The sequence below is a fragment of the Bacillus sp. FSL H8-0534 genome (assembly GCF_038005885.1).
Lineage (GTDB): Bacteria > Bacillota > Bacilli > Bacillales > Bacillaceae_G > Bacillus_A > Bacillus_A pseudomycoides.
In genome coordinates, this window is sequence record NZ_JBBOUC010000001.1 from 3,679,188 (window position 1) to 3,696,983 (window position 17,796).

General features: G+C 37.8%; 21 protein-coding genes. 15 read left to right on the forward strand and 6 right to left on the reverse strand.

Features of this window, described 5'->3' with window-relative positions; genetic code table 11:
- Positions 1-10 precede the first annotated feature (10 nt).
- Positions 11-1,183, forward strand: coding sequence for an MFS transporter (locus MHH71_RS18475; protein WP_029427618.1), 1,173 nt, complete (start codon positions 11-13; stop codon positions 1,181-1,183).
- Positions 1,184-1,262: 79 nt separating this feature from the next.
- Positions 1,263-1,433: a hypothetical protein gene (locus tag MHH71_RS18480; RefSeq protein ID WP_003209008.1), complete on the forward strand. Its 171-nt coding sequence runs from the start codon at positions 1,263-1,265 to the stop codon at positions 1,431-1,433.
- A gap of 23 nt (positions 1,434-1,456) precedes the next feature.
- Here the strand turns inward: MHH71_RS18480 and MHH71_RS18485 are convergent, their stop codons facing one another.
- Entirely contained in the window at positions 1,457-2,215 is a 759-nt protein-coding gene (locus tag MHH71_RS18485; RefSeq protein ID WP_006096488.1) for a TrmB family transcriptional regulator, read from the reverse strand.
- A 133-nt stretch (positions 2,216-2,348) separates the two neighbouring features.
- Positions 2,349-2,984, reverse strand: coding sequence for a hypothetical protein (locus MHH71_RS18490; RefSeq protein WP_033799225.1), 636 nt, complete (start codon positions 2,982-2,984; stop codon positions 2,349-2,351).
- A gap of 197 nt (positions 2,985-3,181) precedes the next feature.
- On the opposite strand from MHH71_RS18490, the gene MHH71_RS18495 reads away from it, so the two are divergent.
- Both MHH71_RS18495 and MHH71_RS18500 read left to right on the forward strand, forming a co-directional pair.
- Positions 3,182-3,484, forward strand: a complete 303-nt coding sequence (locus MHH71_RS18495) for an MTH1187 family thiamine-binding protein (RefSeq protein WP_001018864.1) — start codon at positions 3,182-3,184, stop codon at positions 3,482-3,484.
- 114 nt (positions 3,485-3,598) lie between these two features.
- Complete coding sequence (locus MHH71_RS18500) at positions 3,599-3,844, forward strand: YusU family protein (protein WP_006096491.1); 246 nt, start codon at positions 3,599-3,601, stop codon at positions 3,842-3,844.
- Positions 3,845-3,911: 67 nt separating this feature from the next.
- Here the strand turns inward: MHH71_RS18500 and MHH71_RS18505 are convergent, their stop codons facing one another.
- On the reverse strand, positions 3,912-4,457 hold the full coding sequence (locus tag MHH71_RS18505) for a GNAT family N-acetyltransferase (protein ID WP_006096492.1): 546 nt from the start codon (positions 4,455-4,457) through the stop codon (positions 3,912-3,914).
- Positions 4,458-4,939: 482 nt separating this feature from the next.
- Between MHH71_RS18505 and MHH71_RS18510 the strand changes: the two genes are divergently transcribed.
- Positions 4,940-5,857 (forward strand): proline dehydrogenase family protein, encoded by a 918-nt coding sequence (locus MHH71_RS18510; protein ID WP_003201679.1) that lies wholly within the window; start codon positions 4,940-4,942, stop codon positions 5,855-5,857.
- Between the two features lie 23 nt (positions 5,858-5,880).
- Here the strand turns inward: MHH71_RS18510 and MHH71_RS18515 are convergent, their stop codons facing one another.
- Positions 5,881-6,720: a D-alanyl-D-alanine carboxypeptidase family protein gene (locus MHH71_RS18515; protein WP_006096493.1), complete on the reverse strand. Its 840-nt coding sequence runs from the start codon at positions 6,718-6,720 to the stop codon at positions 5,881-5,883.
- A gap of 258 nt (positions 6,721-6,978) precedes the next feature.
- Positions 6,979-7,125 carry a YuzL family protein gene (locus tag MHH71_RS18520; RefSeq protein WP_003201682.1) on the reverse strand — a complete coding sequence of 49 codons (147 nt, stop codon included), beginning with the start codon at positions 7,123-7,125 and terminating at the stop codon, positions 6,979-6,981.
- A gap of 237 nt (positions 7,126-7,362) precedes the next feature.
- Between MHH71_RS18520 and MHH71_RS18525 the strand changes: the two genes are divergently transcribed.
- From MHH71_RS18525 to MHH71_RS18535, 3 genes are all read left to right on the forward strand, one after another.
- Positions 7,363-9,744 (forward strand): 3-hydroxyacyl-CoA dehydrogenase/enoyl-CoA hydratase family protein, encoded by a 2,382-nt coding sequence (locus MHH71_RS18525; protein ID WP_006096494.1) that lies wholly within the window; start codon positions 7,363-7,365, stop codon positions 9,742-9,744.
- 21 nt (positions 9,745-9,765) lie between these two features.
- Positions 9,766-10,941, forward strand: coding sequence for an acetyl-CoA C-acetyltransferase (locus MHH71_RS18530; protein ID WP_003201686.1), 1,176 nt, complete (start codon positions 9,766-9,768; stop codon positions 10,939-10,941).
- A 149-nt stretch (positions 10,942-11,090) separates the two neighbouring features.
- Positions 11,091-12,875, forward strand: a complete 1,785-nt coding sequence (locus MHH71_RS18535; RefSeq protein ID WP_018765011.1) for an acyl-CoA dehydrogenase family protein — start codon at positions 11,091-11,093, stop codon at positions 12,873-12,875.
- A gap of 58 nt (positions 12,876-12,933) precedes the next feature.
- Here MHH71_RS18535 and MHH71_RS18540 read toward each other — a convergent pair whose 3' ends face one another.
- Positions 12,934-13,380, reverse strand: a complete 447-nt coding sequence (locus tag MHH71_RS18540; RefSeq protein ID WP_006096496.1) for a hypothetical protein — start codon at positions 13,378-13,380, stop codon at positions 12,934-12,936.
- A 176-nt stretch (positions 13,381-13,556) separates the two neighbouring features.
- Here MHH71_RS18540 and MHH71_RS18545 point away from each other — a divergent pair, with 176 nt between their 5' ends.
- The 7 genes from MHH71_RS18545 to MHH71_RS18575 all read left to right on the forward strand — a co-directional run bounded on the left by MHH71_RS18545 (position 13,557) and on the right by MHH71_RS18575 (position 17,738).
- Positions 13,557-13,784, forward strand: a complete 228-nt coding sequence (locus MHH71_RS18545) for a helix-turn-helix transcriptional regulator (RefSeq protein WP_018782766.1) — start codon at positions 13,557-13,559, stop codon at positions 13,782-13,784.
- Positions 13,781-14,068 carry a hypothetical protein gene (locus tag MHH71_RS18550; protein WP_018782767.1) on the forward strand — a complete coding sequence of 96 codons (288 nt, stop codon included), beginning with the start codon at positions 13,781-13,783 and terminating at the stop codon, positions 14,066-14,068. Before MHH71_RS18545 ends, MHH71_RS18550 begins: the two co-directional genes overlap by 4 nt.
- A gap of 75 nt (positions 14,069-14,143) precedes the next feature.
- Positions 14,144-14,860, forward strand: coding sequence for an MBL fold metallo-hydrolase (locus MHH71_RS18555; protein ID WP_033799226.1), 717 nt, complete (start codon positions 14,144-14,146; stop codon positions 14,858-14,860).
- Between the two features lie 191 nt (positions 14,861-15,051).
- Entirely contained in the window at positions 15,052-15,237 is a 186-nt protein-coding gene (locus MHH71_RS18560) for a hypothetical protein (protein ID WP_006096499.1), read from the forward strand.
- 13 nt (positions 15,238-15,250) lie between these two features.
- Positions 15,251-15,499 (forward strand): spore coat protein, encoded by a 249-nt coding sequence (locus MHH71_RS18565; protein ID WP_006096501.1) that lies wholly within the window; start codon positions 15,251-15,253, stop codon positions 15,497-15,499.
- A 254-nt stretch (positions 15,500-15,753) separates the two neighbouring features.
- A complete protein-coding gene (locus tag MHH71_RS18570; RefSeq protein ID WP_033799227.1) occupies positions 15,754-16,704 on the forward strand; it encodes an L-lactate dehydrogenase in 951 nt (316 codons plus the stop codon).
- Positions 16,705-16,724: 20 nt separating this feature from the next.
- Positions 16,725-17,738 (forward strand): PTS transporter subunit IIC, encoded by a 1,014-nt coding sequence (locus MHH71_RS18575; protein ID WP_018765007.1) that lies wholly within the window; start codon positions 16,725-16,727, stop codon positions 17,736-17,738.
- Positions 17,739-17,796 lie beyond the last annotated feature (58 nt).

Below are 17,796 nucleotides of genomic sequence, written 5' to 3' on the forward strand. Positions count from 1 at the left end.
GGGGAAAAACTTGAATTTTCGTGTATATATTTTAGCTATTGCGGCATTCGTAGTCGGGACGGTTGAATTAATTATTGGGGGTACGCTGGATTTAGTAGCAAATGATTTAGGCGTATCTATTAGTGTAGCTGGGCAATTAATTACAATATTCTCTGTTGTATTTGCTCTTTCAGGGCCAATTTTATTAGCGATGACAGGGAAAATTGAGCGTAAAACATTATATATCAGGGCATTATCTATTTTTTTAATTGGTAATATCATTTCAGCATTTAGTTTGAATTACGGGATGCTCATGTTCTCAAGGGTCATTTGTGCAGCAAGTGGGTCGTTGATTATCGCATTGTCAGTAACGTTAGCTTCTAGTGTGGTGGCACCGCATTTTCGTGCGCGTGCAATCGGAATTATTTTTATGGGGATTAGCGGGTCGCTTGTACTTGGTGTACCACTCGGTCTTGTCCTTGGGAATGCATACGGATGGCGGGCTCCATTTGTTTTAATTTCGGTATTAACGGTTATAGCAATTGCGAGTATTTCTTTATTCTTAACAAAAGTTCCACCAGTAGCTGTATTGTCGATAAGAGAACAAATTGCTACTTTGAAAGATAAAAAGATTGTGAGTGCGCAGTTAACATCATTCTTATTTTTAACAGGGCATTTAACACTGTACGCATATTTAACACCCTTTTTAAAAGACGTGATGCATGTGGAAGCAAACTGGATTAGCGTATTTTACTTTATTTTCGGCATTGCAGCAGTAATCGGCGGCGGATTTGGTGGTTGGCTTGCAGATAAGTGGGGCTCGAAGAAAAGTATTATCTCCATTATTATCATCTTTGCATGTGCCATCTTTATCTTACCGATGATGACATTTTCATTTCCGCTATTTATTATCATGATGGGGCTTTGGAGTATGTTAAGCTGGGCAATTTCACCAGCGCAGCAAAATTATTTAATTGAAATTGCACCGGAATCAGCTGGTATTCAGCAAAGCTTAAACAACTCAGCGCTTCATTTAGGAATTGCACTTGGTTCAACGGTAGGCGGAGCTGTTATTGAACAATCGTCGGTTATATATAATGCATGGGTAGGCGGAGGCTTTGTGATTTTAGCACTGCTTTGCGCGGTCTTCTCGATTACGAGAGGGCAATCTACTCATGTGGCAAAGAAGGAATCTATCGTTTGATAGATTCTTTTTTGTTTGAAGTGAATTGAAGGGTTTACCATTATGATATAGAAGGGTACAGGGTGAGGAGTGATGGTATATGGATTTGGAATCGGCGATTGGCTTTTTTGCGATGGTGTTACCAGTTTTTCTGATTGCTTTTGTACTACGATGGATTCGCTTCCTCTACCATAATTCTGAGAAACAGGTTCAGCAAAATGAGAAGATTATTGAGTTATTAACTGAAATAAAAAAGCAAAATGAAAAATAGCAAAGAGAGCTCCTTTGCTATTTTTAATATCGTAACTTTATTAAAATGCTGCGTATTTCCTCATCATTCATAAAGAGATCGTGATGTTTCTGTGTAATTTTTGCAAGTGCAACATCATGATAGAAGAACTCCGTAAAGAATTTTACGAATGGCGGAGACATTGTTTTCATCGCTTGCCACGATTCTTGCTCTACCCCAGCAAATAAAATTTCACGATCATCAACAATAAGAAGTAAGTAACGTTCTAATGCGTTAGGTTCTTCAGTTGGAATGAGAAAATGAACATTTGACAGTTCTGTTTTCACATCTCCAACTACAAGTGCTTCAATATCAATGCCTTGCTTTGCTTGTTTCTCAAGTAAGGGAAGATATTCTAAAAAGGTATCATTCCAAGCGGAAATACGGATAGATTGTTTCGCTTCTTCTACTAACTGCTTACTTTGTACTTGAATAGAAGACTGCATTTTTAAGCTCCAAACGCGGTCATCTGTAAAGGATCGTTTTGAAATATTTGTTTGAAGTTCTTTAATATTCGATTGAAATTCTGTCGTTAATTTTTGAATGGCAAGATCCAGTGGCAGGGCGGTATATAGCTTTTTCTTTTCTGAGACGGAATCCATAACCATTCCTTTGTCGATGAGGCGCGCTAATACTTCATATATTTTTGCTTTTGGAACACCCGAATGTTTTACAATCGTTGTTGCATCTAGTGGTTCATCGCTTGAAACTACGACTTCATATGCCTGGCTTTCGTATTGTGAGAAACCGAATTTTTGTAACATAATGCCCTCCGAACAAGTTAGATTCTATACTAAGAATAAAGAAGTATAAGCATTTACACAAGTACTTCACTTTTTAATCAGGAAAAAGAAAAAATAGAGTCATCATACATAGACTCTATTCTTTGTTGTATGTTTAATTATGAACCGCCTTGAACATAAGTGCGCCATTGTTTTCAGTAACAGTTAATGTACCGTTAATTGCTCGAGTTGAGAATTGCTTTGTTTGAAAATAATCTTTCGAACCAAGTTGTTCTAGAATAGTGTTCATGTCTTGCTCACTTAGAGCTGAGTCAATAGAACGAATGACAGTCTTTATTGTGGAATAAAAGGCGTCAATTTGTTCTTTAGATGTACCGGATCCAGCGATAGCAACAGCAGCGATACCGCCAGTTGCTTTATAAATGGAAACGCCTAATCCAAATTTAGTATTAAAGATTCCGTTATATGTTGCGATTTGTGCTGTTTCAGTAAAGAGTTTAATGCTGCTTACGTTAATGCCATTTGAATTTCCAACTGAGTTAATTGAATTTACCAGTTTTTGTATGACTTGAGCCGTATCTACTGAAGCTGGAGGCGGAGTTGGATTAGGAGGCGGAATTGGAGTTGGAGTTGGATTAGGTGGTGGAGTCGGAGTTGGAGTCGGTGCTGGATCGGGTTTCGGCTTTGGATCAGGCTTTTCTACTGGTTTTGGATCCTTCTGCCATAAGTCACAAGCTGTTGTTCCAAATAAGAGGGGAATGGCTAATAAAGTGAGAAGTAACTTTTTCAATTGTCCACTTCCTTTCAAAAGGATAAGTTGATTATGGTGGTTCTTAAAAGGATAACACCAATATATGCACAACCAGTGGAAAAGGATTACAGAGGATAAGTATATTATGAAAAATAAATTAAAAGTATAGTTATGGTTAGTAAAGTAGGGGAGAGTTTTGTACAATAGAAATGAAACAAACATAGGAGGGAACTACCATGGCAATTGTTGATGTATCGATTATTCCAGTTGGAACAGGTAATCCAAGCGTAAGTGAATATGTAGCAGAAGTACAAAAAGTGTTAGAGAAAAACGCGGATCGCGTGAAGTACCAATTAACACCGATGAATACAGTAATTGAAGGAGATCTCCCTGTATTACTTGAAGTAATTCAACAAATGCATGAAGTGCCATATACAAAAGGTGCAAAGCGTGTAGCGACAACAATTCGTATTGATGATCGCCGAGATAAAGAAAGCACAATGGAGAAAAAATTAAATTCTGTTCGTTCGAAATTATAGGAGAAAGCAGCGATTTTTGCTGCTTTTTTGTATGGGTAAATTAGGTAAGAAAAGTGTATCCATGGTACACTTTTTTATTATTGATTGTAGTACCTAGGGAAGGAGGAAAGGGAAATGAGTGACAAATTTAATGAGCAGTTTGATGGCTTACTTGAAAAGTATACAGAATTGTTACTAGGGGAAGGCAGTGAAGAGAGAAAAGAACAAGTGCAAAAGTGGGCACTGTACTCTTACATTGCTAAAACAATGCCAGCTTTAGTCAAGCATTGGAATGAGACATATCCAGAGGCAAAAGAAGAGATGGTAAAGTTAATCTCTGATATTAAAAGGTTAAATGAGGAACATCGTAATCAGAAATAAGAAGGAGAAACCATTTTGTGATTTTTTACAAAAAAGCTTGGGGATCAATAGGCCCCAAGCTTTTAATTCATATAGAGGAATTGTTTGATGGTTTCGTAGTTATCTCTAAACACCAATTATTGCATCGTATGACACTCCCTGGCGGATACTCGAAGTCACACTCATTAATAAATAAGAAGTTGAGCTTTTGGCAAATAGCGTTTGAAGCAGGATTATTGATGGCGGGAAAAGCATGAATGAATCTGTACCTTTGTTCTGTTTTAGCATGAGCGATAGCTTTTTCGACGGCCTTTGTTGCTATTCCTCTTCCTTGAAACGGTGGTAGGACGCTCCAGCCAATTTCGTATACGTTCTCTTCTTTCCGGTAGCTGTCCCAATATCCTACACTACCAATAATTTCGAGTTGCGGAAGAAGGACAATGCTAAACATACGTCCAGTTCCCAGCTCACTAATCTTAAGATACCGCTCGTGACGAGCAAGTAGTTGTTCTTCAGTCTCAGGTCCTCCTAAGTATTCTAGCATCTCAGGTACATTCATAAGACGAAGTAAAGTAAGATTAGCATTGTTCCAAGGCTCAATTCGAATTTGTTGTACATTCATTCTTTCTGGCATTTTTCACACTCCAATACGTGTTTTCCATCCGGGTAAAATTTTATATACTATGCAGGGATAGTACCTTTCAATGAAACCGGGATTCTATGTTTTTACACTTTCTATACTTATTTCAACAGAAATCCCCCCTACCTTTTGCACTTGATTTTCTATGGGAGAGAACTAAGTACCTCAGGATTTTATATTTGTATTCATTTTTAGTCGTATTAATATCTTTGTATAACTTATAAAGAGAAGTAAGAGGTATGACGAGTATTGTCGAATTTTTATTTTAGACTAGTTGTTCACCTGTTTTTCTAGTTTTATTTTAAATGTCGAAAAATTTTTATGGATATTTAAAAGCGAGAATATGGGCTTTTGAATATTTTTATAGTATTTTATAAATTATCTAAATAATTATTTGTATCAAATAATTTTAAAGAGTGATATAATTTTGAAGAGGGGTAAAAAACAGACAAAGTACAGTCATAGGGGTGAATTACATGGAACAATTAATGCGAAATTCGTTTCTTTTCTTGTCAAAAAATAAAGCGCTAACAAAACTGGCTAAGAAGTACGGTTTACGCTTTGGTGCAGGGCGCTTTGTCGCAGGGGAGACAATTGATTTAGCTGCTGCAGCTATTAAACAATTAAATCAACAAGGGCTTTGTGTGACAATCGATTATTTAGGTGAGTTCGTTGATAATGAAGCAGAAGCAAATGAAATGGCAAGCCAATCGATTGAAGCAATCCGTGCAATTGGACGTGAAAAACTTGATTCACAGCTTTCTTTAAAAATGACTTCTATGGGGTTAGACATCTCAGATGAAATCGTAATGAATAATATGCGCCGCATTTTAGAGGCTGCAAAAGAAAACGGTGTGTTTGTTACGATTGATATGGAAGACTATACACGCTGCGGAAAAACAATTGAGATCTTTAAGCAATTAAAATCTGAATACGATAATATCGGTACTGTTATTCAAGCTTACCTATATCGTACAGAAAAAGACATCGAAGATTTAAATGCATATAGTCCTAATTTACGTCTTGTAAAAGGGGCTTATAAAGAACCAGAAGAAGTGGCATTCCCGGACAAAAAAGATGTAGATGAAAATTATAAAAAAATTATTAAAATGCACTTATTAAATGGAAATTATACTGCTATTGCTTCACACGATGAGGCAATTATTGAATATACGAAGAAACTTGCCGAAGAATATAATATTTCACGTGATCAATTTGAATTCCAAATGTTATATGGTATTCGTACGGAACGTCAACTTGAACTTGTTAAAGAAGGCTACAAAATGCGTGTTTATGTACCATATGGAAATGACTGGTATGGTTATTTCATGCGCCGCTTAGCTGAACGTCCAGCAAACGTTGCGTTCGTTTTAAAAGGAATGGTCAAAAAATAACCAAGGAGCTAAATACTCCTTGGTTATTTTAATTGTTTAAATGCGTAATGTGCCATTTTTTTTGTGTCTGGATATAACTGAGTGCGAGTAGAAGAAAGTACAACGTTAATAACACGCTTTCCATCTTTTTCATCGACTGTTACGACAGTATATTGTCCTAAAGCGGATAAACCACTTTTACTTCCAATTGCATATGGATCATTGTAAAGTTCTTCACGACCATAGTTTGCAATTTTGGGAGCGCGCTGTGAAGTATGCAATGTTGTACGCGTTGTGTTCATATATTCTAGCACAATCGGATATTTTAATGCTTCTTTTGTAATGATTGCGATGTCATAAGGGGAAACCTTATTGCCGAGTGCGTCAGCCCCGCTCGCATTTTTGAAAGTTGCATGTTTTGTTCCGAGTTCTTTCGCTCTTGCATTCATCATTTTTACAAACTTCTCTTTTGATCCTGCAATATGTTCTGCGATAGACTCAGCAATTGGATCGGCACTGATGATAAGCATCAGTTTTAATGCCTCGTCTCTTTTTAATTTTTCACCAGCACGAAGCTTAATTTTCGCACTCTGACTTTCCGTTTTTATCGCATTTTCTGTGATAGTAATTTCCTCATCTTCTTTTACATTCTCTAGTAACAGAATGGTTGTCATCATTTTGGCTACACTTGCTGGATAAGAACGTTCTTCTTCCCGTTTTCCGTACAAAACTTCCCCCGTATTTGCATCGATTGTAACACCATATTTTCCTGTGATATCAGGCTGATTACTTCTTACGTCTTTTTGCCTTTTTGTGTAAGAAAAGAAAATCATACTTGTAAATAGTGTAGCAATCATCACAATCATGATTATTGTTCGTTTCATTATGCAGTCCCTCTTTTGTCTTTCCTTATGTACAAATAAATTGGGCAGAAAAGCAGCCCAATACTCATTATGCCACGTTTTCTGCCCAAAAATATAGAGGAAGTTCAAAAAGTCCGGTAAAGATAGCTGTCGCATTTCTTCGTTACGTCGCCAGTCCGGTACTCATGTAGTTCCACCTACACTCCGTATCCTCCCGGCTTCCGCGCCTCGAACTGCTCGGCTCTCTTTATCCTCCTTTTTGAACAAGCGCATATAGCGTTATTTTTCGCCCATGTTGTGCTTTTTGTATTGCTGGTTATTACCTTGGCGTCCTTTTTCGATGCCGCGATCAACTGGACCTGCATTTCCTGTTACACTCGCTGCACTAACACCTGCTTTTGAAGGGTCTTTCTTAAGTCTAGCCATATATATTCCTCCATTTTTGTCAAATTCTAAAAAGGGAAAAGCGTATTTTATCAAGAAAATACACAATTATAGAGTACCCAAACAAAAGAAAAGTATTTATTTCAGAAAATTTTATCAATAAATATATTGCGAAAATTTAAACAGTATCATATATTTATTAGTAGAGGCTCACTCATTGATTGCGACGCATGTCGAAAAATTGAATGAGCATTCATTCAAGAATAGGGGGAGAAATGGATGTTCCAAATTAAAAAGGCTGCTGTTCTCGGTTCTGGCGTAATGGGCTCAGGGATTGCTGCACATTTAGCCAATATCGGTATACCAACATTATTGCTTGATATTGTACCACAGGCGCTTACGAAAGAAGAGGAAGCGAAGGGGCTTACATTAGAACATAAAAGTGTGAGAAATCGTTTTAGTAACGGGGCACTGCAAAAATTAGTAAAGCAAAAGCCAGCTCCTCTTACAGTGAAAGGTAATCTGGCATTGATTGAGGCAGGAAACTTAGAGGATGACATTGAGCGCCTTGCTGATGTAGATTGGATTATCGAAGTTGTTGTTGAAAACTTAGATGTTAAAAAGAAACTATTTGAAAAAGTAGATGCTGTTCGTAAAGCTGGCTCTATTGTGAGCTCAAATACATCAGGTATTTCCGTTGAGAAAATGGCAGAAGGGCGTTCAGATGACTTTCAAAAACATTTCCTAGGAACGCATTTCTTTAACCCACCACGATATTTAAAACTTCTAGAGATTATACCGACAAAAGAAACAGATCCACAAGTGTTAAACTTCATGAAATTATTTGGCGAAGACGTTCTTGGAAAAGGCGTTGTTATTGCGAAAGATACACCAAACTTTATTGGGAACCGCATCGGTACGTACGGTTTACTTGTAACGTTGCAAGAAATGATCAAGCGTGGCTATAGCGTTGGGGAAGTTGATTCTGTAACAGGCCCATTAATCGGTCGTCCAAAGAGTGCAACGTTCCGTACGTTAGATGTTGTTGGGTTAGATACATTTGTTCATGTTGCGAACAATGTATATGAAAACGTGCAGGAAGAAGAAAGAGATGTATTTAAAGTACCAGCTTTCATGCATGACATGCTAGATAAAAAATGGCTTGGAAGTAAAACAGGTCAAGGTTTCTTCTTAAAACAAGGAAAAGAAATTTTAGAGTTAAATCCTGAGACGATGGAATATGAAGCGCGTAAGAAATTAAAAGCCGCATCCGTAGAGTTAAGTAAACAAGAAAAAGGACTAGCGAACAAATTGAAAGCGCTTGTATATGCGAAGGATCGTGCAGGAGAGCTATTATGGAATATTATCACGCCAACTCTTTTATATTCTGCGAAGCTTCATAAAGAAATCGCAGATGATATTGTCGCAATTGATCAAGCGATGAAATGGGGATTTGGCTGGGAGCAAGGTCCATTTGAAGTTTGGGATGCAATTGGCGTAGAAAAATCCATTCAAAAGATGGAAGAGAACGGCCAAGTTGTTCCTGTGTGGGTAAAAGACATGTTAGAGAAAGGATTTGGTTCTTTCTATAAACATGATAATGGTGAAAGCTATTACTACGATAACGGTGAATATAAGCTTATCCGACGTAATAAAAAAGCAATTTCTCTTAAGCAATTAAAAGAGAAAAATGGCGTGTTAAAGAAAAACAGCGGAGCGAGCTTAATTGATTTAGGTGATGGCATCCTTTGCTTAGAATTCCATTCGAAGAGCAATGCGATTGGTATGGATATTACGCAAATGATTAATTACGCTGTTGACGAAGTAGAAAAGAATTATAAAGGACTTGTTATCGGAAACCAATCGAAGAACTTCTGCGTTGGTGCAAACCTTGCGATGATCTTAATGGAAGCACAAGATGACAACTACTTTGAAATTGAGTGGGTCGTGAAAAACTTCCAAGACGCAATGATGAAAATTAAATACAGCTCTAAGCCAGTCGTTGCAGCGCCATATGGTATGACGCTTGGTGGCGGTACAGAAGTTTGCTTACCAGCAGCTAGCATTCAAGCTTCTAGCGAAACGTACATGGGATTAGTAGAAGTCGGCGTTGGTTTAATCCCTGGCGGTGGCGGTAACAAAGAACTATATATTAAACATTTAAACAAAATGGCAAACGGTGTGGAGTTTGACCTGCAAAAGGTTGCGAATAAAGTGTTCGAATCAGTTGCGATGGCAAAAGTATCTACATCAGCGCAAGAGGCTGTTTCTCGCAACTTCTTAGGCGATAAAGATGGTATTAGTGTGAATGGTGATCACTTACTATATGATGCAAAACAAAAAGCACTGGCTTTATATGAAGCGGGTTACAAAGCACCGATTCGTAAAAAGATACCGGTTGTTGGTGAGACAGGATATGCAACGCTTTTACTTGGAGCTGAAGCAATGCATTTATCTGGTTATATTTCCGAGTATGATTTACACATTGCGAAAAAGCTCGCATATGTCATTGCCGGCGGAAAAGTACCATACGGAACAGAAGTTGATGAGCAGTATTTATTAGATGTGGAACGTGAAGCATTTATCAGTTTAGTAAGTGAGATGAAATCACAAGCAAGAATGCAGCACATGCTTGTAAAAGGAAAGCCATTACGTAACTAATAACGAGGGGAGATATCGTTCATGAGAGAAGCTGTCATTGTTGCGGGAGCAAGAACACCAATTGGTAAGGCAAAGAGAGGTTCATTAAAAACAGTTCGACCTGATGATTTAGGGGCATTAGTAGTAAAAGAAACGTTAAAACGTGCGAATAATTATGAAGGGCCAATTGATGATTTAATTTTCGGTTGTGCGATGCCAGAAGCAGAGCAAGGCTTAAATATGGCTCGTAATATCGGCGGATTAGCAGGGCTTTCTTATGATGTTCCAGCTATTACAATTAACCGTTACTGTTCTTCAGGACTGCAAAGTATTGCTTACGGTGCAGAGCGCATTATGTTAGGACATTCAGAAGCAGTATTATCTGGCGGAGCAGAGTCTATGAGCTTAGTTCCAATGATGGGGCATGTTGTTCGCCCAAATAGCCGACTTGTAGAAGCGGCTCCAGAATATTATATGGGCATGGGACACACAGCGGAGCAAGTTGCTGTAAAATATGGAATTTCCCGTGAAGAGCAAGATGCATTCGCAGTAAGAAGTCATCAGCGTGCAGCGAAAGCGTTAGCTGATGGGAAGTTTGCTGACGAAACAGTAGCTGTGGATGTAATGCTACGCACTATTGCAGCGAATAACAAAATTCAAGAAGAAAAAATTATCTTCTCACAAGATGAAGGCGTAAGAGCGGACACAACATTAGATATCTTAGGAAAATTGCGTCCAGCATTTAACGTTCGCGGTTCTGTCACTGCTGGTAATTCTTCACAAATGAGTGATGGAGCAGCGTCAGTACTTCTTATGGATCGTGAAAAAGCAGTGAGCGATGGCATGAAGCCACTTGCGAAATTCCGTTCCTTTGCAGTAGCTGGTGTACCACCAGAAGTAATGGGAATTGGACCAATCGCAGCGATTCCGAAAGCGTTAAAATTAGCAGGATTAGAGCTATCTGATATCGGCTTATTTGAACTAAATGAAGCATTTGCTTCTCAATCGATCCAAGTTATTCGTGAGCTTGGTCTAGATGAAGAAAAAGTCAATGTCAACGGCGGTGCAATCGCACTTGGTCATCCGCTTGGCTGTACAGGAGCAAAATTAACATTATCTCTTATTCATGAAATGAAACGCCGCAATGAGCAATTCGGTATTGTAACAATGTGTATTGGTGGCGGTATGGGAGCTGCTGGGGTGTTTGAACTACTATAAAAAAGTGCAGGCGGCTTGCTCAGAACAAGAGGACGTTGGAGGCCCTGACGAAGAGTGGAAACGACTAAAGGGTATAAAAAATAAAGGAAGAGCCAGCTTCTCTCAAAGTGAGAGAAGTGGCTTATGAAAATATGAAGGAGGAAATTTTCATGGAAAAAACAGTGGGAAATGCAGTTAAAGGCGGTAGCTTTTTAGTTGATGAGATTACGATTGATCAAGTATTTACACCGGAAGATTATAGCGATGAGCATAAAATGATAGCGAAAACGACAGAGGACTTTATCGTAAATGAAGTTCTACCAGAGCTTGAATATTTAGAGCAACATGAGTTTGATCGCTCTGTTCGTTTATTAAAAGAGGCTGGCGAGCTTGGATTATTAGGCGCTGACGTACCAGAAGAATATGGCGGAATCGGTCTTGATAAAATCAGCTCAGCATTAATTGCAGAAAAATTTTCTCGCGCTGGCGGCTTTGCAATTACACACGGTGCCCACGTTGGTATCGGATCTTTACCAATCGTTTTATTCGGTAATGAAGAGCAAAAGAAACAATATTTACCGCCACTTGCAACAGGTGAAAAATTAGCTGCATACGCATTAACTGAGCCAGGATCCGGATCTGATGCATTAGGTGCGAAAACAACAGCACGCTTAAATGCAGAAGGAACGCATTACGTGTTAAATGGTGAAAAACAATGGATTACAAACTCTGCTTTCGCTGATGTATTCGTTGTATACGCAAAAGTTGATGGTGAGCACTTCACAGCGTTTATCGTAGAGAAAGAATATCCAGGCGTATCTACAAGCCCTGAAGAAAAGAAAATGGGTATCAAATGTTCTTCTACTCGTACATTAATTTTAGAAGATGCATTAGTACCAAAAGAAAATGTACTTGGTGAAATTGGTAAAGGTCATATTATCGCTTTCAACATTTTAAATATTGGCCGCTACAAATTAGGTGTTGGTACAGTTGGTTCTTCAAAACGTGCGTTAGAAATTTCAGCACAATATGCAAATCAGCGTCAACAGTTCAAACAACCAATCGCTCGCTTCCCATTAATTCAAGAAAAACTTGCAAATATGGCAGCGAAAATTTATGCAGCAGAAAGCTCTGTATATCGTACAGTTGGTTTATTTGAAAGCCATATGAGCACATTAACAGAAGAGCAAGTAAAAGATGGTAAGGCTGTAGCAGCTTCTATTGCTGAATATGCAATTGAGTGCTCGTTGAATAAAGTATTCGGTTCTGAAGTATTAGACTATGTAGTAGATGAAGGCGTGCAAATTCATGGTGGTTACGGATTTATGGCAGAGTATGAGATTGAAAGAATGTACCGCGATTCTCGTATTAACCGTATTTTCGAAGGCACGAACGAAATCAACCGCTTAATCGTACCAGGTACGTTCTTACGTAAAGCGATGAAAGGTGAATTACCACTTCTTCAAAAAGCGCAAAAATTACAAGAAGAGTTAATGATGATGATGCCTGAAGAAGTAGGCGATGAGCCATTAGCACTTCAAAAATATTTAGTAAATAACGCGAAGAAAATCGGCTTAATGGTAGCTGGATTAGCTGTTCAAAAATACGGTAAAGCATTAGATAAAGAGCAAGAAGTTCTTGTTAACATTGCAGATATCGTAAGCAACTTATACGCAATGGAATCAGCTGTTCTTCGTACAGAAAAAGCAATCAAAGCAACTGGTCTTGAAAAGAATAAACAAAAAGTATTGTACACTGAAGTATTCTGCCAAGAAGCGTTCAACCAAATCGAAGCAGATGCGAAAGAAACAATTATTGCAGTTGAAAATGGTGATATGCTGCGCATGATGTTATCAGCGCTTCGCAAATTCACACGTCACACACCGCTTAACGTAATTCCGAAGAAACGTGAAATTGCTGCGAAAGTGTTAGAGGATGAGCGTTATACAGTTTAATGAGTAATTAAAAACAGTAGTCACGTTTGTGGCTACTGTTTTTTTTAGTTTTGTTAAACTAATCTTCACTAATTACTCCGTATCGCATTTTATCTCCCATCCACGAACTAGCATCTCTCCACTTTACACTTTTCGCAGCAATCCAACTTACTTCATATTGTGTAACCTCGTTAGGCTTCCAGCCAATATCATCTGCCCAATAAAATAAATTGTTTTGTAATAGAAGAGATGCACCGAAAATGGTTGAATCATGATTTTCAGGAGGCGGAGTTAAATGAAATTGTGTAACACCTTCAACGAGTAACTCTATTGCGGAGGGGTTCTCATACTGTCTTTGAAAAAGTATTCTTACGTTTGTACCAGATAATACCCTCATAGATAAATTCTCATCTACACAGCTATCTGTCCACAAATATAATTCTTTCAAACAACTATCGTGAAAGCCTCCAAATAAATGAAGGAGGTTTTCAATATTTTCTTTTGTTTTGATTGTATTCCAACTCATATAGCACCTACTTTACAGATATTTTAGTTTGGTTTTACTTTATTTCTATTGTACTAAGTTGCTATTACTTTAACTGACGAATTTTTGTATTATAAAAATGTTAAAAATAATTCACAACATGTTAAAAATAAATTACAATAAAAATATAGAAAATAATGTAAAAAGTGGAGGTGGCTATGAATCAAAGAGGAAGTTTAGTAAATAACCTGATTGTACTTCGAGCAGAGAAGCGATGGTCACAAACGGAATTAGCAAATCGCGTGGGCGTTAGTAGGCAAACAATAGCTTCTATTGAAGCAAATCGATACAATCCATCTCTTATTTTAGCTTTTGAAATTGCTCATGTTCTTGGTAAGGAGTTTCATGAAGTCTTTCAATATACGATAGAGGGGGAAATGGAATGATAATAGCAATAGGAATGGTCGCATCAATCGCAGGGTTAATTGGGGTGTTATATTCAACACGTTTTGAAAAGAAAGAGGGAAATGATGAGAGAGGGGATCAAATTACAGGAAATGCTGCAAAAATCTCGTTATTTGTATTCTTACTTTCGTATTTAATTATTTTTCTAATCGGTAACCTATATTCATTAACGAGTGAACAGTATAAATTAGCGAATGCATGTTTATTGGCAGGAGTATTATGCTCCTATTCATTATCTATTTTAGTTTTGAGAAAAAGATATTAGATGAGAAAGAGCTGTTTTACATATTAATTTGTAAACAGCTCTTTTTGTTATGTTTGATTAGAAAGGATGAATGAGATGCGAATGATACATAAAAGTACAATTTATCAATTAGCATTTTTTCCAAATCTATTTCCAATCAATTGCTATTTCGTTGAAGAAGAAAAAGGATTAACTTTAATTGATGCAGCATTGTCGTTTAGTGCAAAGAAGATTTTAGAATCAGCTCGAACAATCGGAAAACCAATTACGAACATTGTTATAACACATGTACATGATGATCATGTAGGTGCAATTGATGCGCTGAAGCAGGTACTTCCTGATGTTCCTGTTCATATTTCAAAAAGAGATTCCCGCTTGCTTGAAGGAGACATGTCATTGCAGCAAGGGGAAGCGAACGTTCCAATAAAAGTTGGAGTATCTAAAAAAATACAGACGATCCCAGATGTGCTTCTGCAGGAGGGAAATCAAGTTGGTTCTCTTTTAGCAATTATGGCACCAGGACATACACCGGGTTCGATGGCCTTTTTGGATACAAGAAATGATGCATTGATTGCTGGAGACGCATTTCAAACAAGGGGAGGGATTGCGGTGGCTGGCCAGATTAAGTGGCTCTTTCCGTTTCCTGTGTTTGGAACGTGGCATGCAAAAACAGCATTAAAGAGCGCTCAGAAACTGCTACGATATAAACCGTCTGTATTGGCGACAGGGCACGGAAAGATGATTGAGGATCCGATGTTACGTATGCAACGAGCGATTGAAGAAGCTGAGCGAAATTTAGCGAGAAAGGTGTAAAGAAATGGGGAGATGAAGTGATGTGGGGGGGGAATTGAAAAGGTCCCTCAATAATTTAGAGGATTCTTTACTAAGAATGAACCTTTTATTTTTTAGTGAATCATCATCTTATACCCTCACTTTACATGCATACAATCCGAAAAGGAATAAATACTAAATGTTGAATGACTAAAGAAAGGAAGGTTTTTATTATGCCAAACTTAACAGAGCTTGAGCTTGAAAATTTACGTCATCTTATTGGAGGACATGCGACAGTTGCAAATAAACTAGATCAGTATGCGCAGCAGTGTACAGATCCTCAATTGAAACAAATGCTACAACAAGATGCACAAGCTGCAAGAAATACAAAACAACAATTAATGTCCTTTTTAGGCTAGGAGGGTATCGATTATGAATGAAAAAGATATGGTTAACGATTATTTATCGGAATTAAATGCTAGTTTGACTAGTTATGCGAATTACATAGCAGAGTCAAATAACGAACAGTTACATCAAACGCTGATTCACATTCGAAATCAGGATGAAATGAGACAACGTAGTGTATATAAATATGCATTACAAAAAGGACATTATAAGCCAGCTGCTCCTGCAAATCCAACGGTTGTTCAGCAGCTGAAAAGTCAATTAAGCGCACAGTAATGAATAAAAAAAGCGAGTGAATATCAGATGATAATTCACTCGCTTTTTTATTTATATATATATCAATAAACAAGTATAAAATATTTTTTTAGTTGTAACAAATATGACGAAAAGTTTGTAAGGTATGTCACAAAAAGTACAAAAGATTGCTCAATGTTTCACAAAGTATCCATGGTTATTACAGTGAGAATCACTATAATAAAAAGTGTAAAGAACAAACAAAAACATTACATAATTACATAGGAGAGGTTCTTATGAATAGAAACACAAGAAAAATCGCAATTATTGGTACTGGATTAGTTGGATCAAGCTGTGCGTATTCAATTGTGAATCAAGGTATCTGTGAAGAGTTGGTATTAATTGATATAAATCATGAACGTGCAGTTGGAGAAGCGATGGATTTATCACACTGCATTAACTTTACAAATACAAGAACAAAAGTGTATGCAGGCGATTATGAGGACTGCAAAGATATGGACATTGTTATTATTACAGCGGGTCCAGCTCCAAAACCAGGACAAAGTCGTTTGGATACTTTAGGAGCAAGCGCGAAAGTTATGGAAAGTGTTGTAGCAGGTGTAATGGAAAGCGGATTTGACGGTATCTTCTTAATTGCATCGAATCCAGTTGATATTATTACTTATCAAGTTTGGAAATTATCTGGTTTACCAAGAAATCGTGTGCTTGGTACAGGTACATCATTAGACTCTTCACGCTTAAGAACAATTTTATCTGAAATGCTTGAAGTAGACCCTCGTAGCATTCATGGTTACTCATTAGGTGAGCATGGTGATTCACAAATGGTTGCTTGGTCTCACGTAACAGTTGGTGGAAAACCAATTTTGCAAATTTTAGAAGAGCAAAAAGAACGTTTCGGTGAAATCGATTTAGATGAAATTGTTGAGAAAACTGCTAAAGCTGGTTGGGAAATTTATAAACGTAAGGGTACTACTTATTATGGAATTGGTAACTCACTCGCTTATATTGCAAGTTCTATCTTTAATGATGATCACCGCGTGATTGCTGTTTCAGCAATTTTAGATGGTGAATATGGCGAATATAATATTTGTACAGGTGTACCAGCAATTATTACAAGAGATGGTGTAAAAGAAGTTGTAGAACTAAACTTAACAGAAGCTGAAGAAGACCGATTTGCACAATCAAATGATGTTTTACGTGACTATATGAAAACAACTGGTTACTAAACTAGGAGAAGGTGAAATAGATGAAGGAATATATAATGTCTCGTGTATTTAAAGGTTCTGCCGGAATTGCACAAGGTATTTTCGTATCCCTTGGAATTGGTTTACTTATCGAAAATATAGGAAGAATTGTTGATATTCCGATGTTAATTACAATTGGAGTTGTTGCGAAATCACTGATGGCACCAGCAATTGGAGCAGGGATTGCTTTCATGCTTGGGGCAAACGGACTTGTCATTTTCTCAGCGATGGTTGCCGGAGCGATTGGAGCAGGGTCGATTTCGATGACTGAAGCCGGCTTAATTATTAAAACTGGTGAACCAATTGGTGCGTTATTAACAGCAACTCTAGCGGTTTATATCGGTAAAAGATTAAGCGGAAAAACTGCTTTAGATATGATGCTCGTTCCATTTGCAGCAATATTAGGGTCTGGTATAGTTGGTATTTGGTTATCTCAAAATATTAGTCCTGTATTAAATACAGTTGGCGCATTTATTAAAGACAGCTCAGCTGGTAGTCCATTTATTGCTTCGATCGTGCTTGCGGTTGTTTGGGGGCTATTACTTATCTCTCCAGCTTCATCAGCAGCTCTAGCAATTGCACTTAGCCTAGACGGTGTTGCAGGCGGCGCAGCACTTGCAGGATGTGTCGCTCAATTTATCGGATTCGCTGTTATCTCCGCAAAAGAAAACAATTTAGGTGGTATTTTAGCACAAGCACTTTGTACTCCGAAAGTACAGTTGCCAAACATTACTAAAAATCCAATGATTCTCGTCCCAACTGTCGTTGCTAGCGCCATTGTGGGTCCTGTTTCTGCACTGATTTTCCACCTGGAAGCAGGTAAAGAAATTGCAGGTCTTGGATTAAGCTCTCTTATTGCACCAATTAACTTAATTTCCAGCCAAGGATTCGGTGTTGTACCAGCAATGGTCATCACTTATATCGTAATCCCAGTAGCTGTTTCTTATATACTTTACAGCGCGTTAAAAAAAGCCGGCCGTATTCATTCTGGCGATATGACTGTGCCGCAATCTTAAGTTACAATTGAAAATCTCCTTTATATAGATAAAAGCAGACTGAAGAAGCCATAGTCTG

What these genes read in the sequence shown, in the direction of transcription:
- MHH71_RS18480 (WP_003209008.1), top strand. Translation starts at nt 1,263, where the DNA reads ATGGATTTGGAATCGGCGATTGGCTTTTTTGCGATGGTGTTACCAGTT.
- MHH71_RS18485 (WP_006096488.1), bottom strand. Translation starts at nt 2,215, where the DNA reads ATGTTACAAAAATTCGGTTTCTCACAATACGAAAGCCAGGCATATGAA.
- MHH71_RS18495 (WP_001018864.1), top strand. Translation starts at nt 3,182, where the DNA reads ATGGCAATTGTTGATGTATCGATTATTCCAGTTGGAACAGGTAATCCA.
- MHH71_RS18500 (WP_006096491.1), top strand. Translation starts at nt 3,599, where the DNA reads ATGAGTGACAAATTTAATGAGCAGTTTGATGGCTTACTTGAAAAGTAT.
- MHH71_RS18505 (WP_006096492.1), bottom strand. Translation starts at nt 4,457, where the DNA reads ATGCCAGAAAGAATGAATGTACAACAAATTCGAATTGAGCCTTGGAAC.
- MHH71_RS18510 (WP_003201679.1), top strand. Translation starts at nt 4,940, where the DNA reads ATGGAACAATTAATGCGAAATTCGTTTCTTTTCTTGTCAAAAAATAAA.
- MHH71_RS18515 (WP_006096493.1), bottom strand. Translation starts at nt 6,720, where the DNA reads ATGAAACGAACAATAATCATGATTGTGATGATTGCTACACTATTTACA.
- MHH71_RS18520 (WP_003201682.1), bottom strand. Translation starts at nt 7,125, where the DNA reads ATGGCTAGACTTAAGAAAGACCCTTCAAAAGCAGGTGTTAGTGCAGCG.
- MHH71_RS18525 (WP_006096494.1), top strand. Translation starts at nt 7,363, where the DNA reads ATGTTCCAAATTAAAAAGGCTGCTGTTCTCGGTTCTGGCGTAATGGGC.
- MHH71_RS18530 (WP_003201686.1), top strand. Translation starts at nt 9,766, where the DNA reads ATGAGAGAAGCTGTCATTGTTGCGGGAGCAAGAACACCAATTGGTAAG.
- MHH71_RS18535 (WP_018765011.1), top strand. Translation starts at nt 11,091, where the DNA reads ATGGAAAAAACAGTGGGAAATGCAGTTAAAGGCGGTAGCTTTTTAGTT.
- MHH71_RS18540 (WP_006096496.1), bottom strand. Translation starts at nt 13,380, where the DNA reads ATGAGTTGGAATACAATCAAAACAAAAGAAAATATTGAAAACCTCCTT.
- MHH71_RS18545 (WP_018782766.1), top strand. Translation starts at nt 13,557, where the DNA reads ATGAATCAAAGAGGAAGTTTAGTAAATAACCTGATTGTACTTCGAGCA.
- MHH71_RS18550 (WP_018782767.1), top strand. Translation starts at nt 13,781, where the DNA reads ATGATAATAGCAATAGGAATGGTCGCATCAATCGCAGGGTTAATTGGG.
- MHH71_RS18555 (WP_033799226.1), top strand. Translation starts at nt 14,144, where the DNA reads ATGCGAATGATACATAAAAGTACAATTTATCAATTAGCATTTTTTCCA.
- MHH71_RS18560 (WP_006096499.1), top strand. Translation starts at nt 15,052, where the DNA reads ATGCCAAACTTAACAGAGCTTGAGCTTGAAAATTTACGTCATCTTATT.
- MHH71_RS18565 (WP_006096501.1), top strand. Translation starts at nt 15,251, where the DNA reads ATGAATGAAAAAGATATGGTTAACGATTATTTATCGGAATTAAATGCT.
- MHH71_RS18570 (WP_033799227.1), top strand. Translation starts at nt 15,754, where the DNA reads ATGAATAGAAACACAAGAAAAATCGCAATTATTGGTACTGGATTAGTT.
- MHH71_RS18575 (WP_018765007.1), top strand. Translation starts at nt 16,725, where the DNA reads ATGAAGGAATATATAATGTCTCGTGTATTTAAAGGTTCTGCCGGAATT.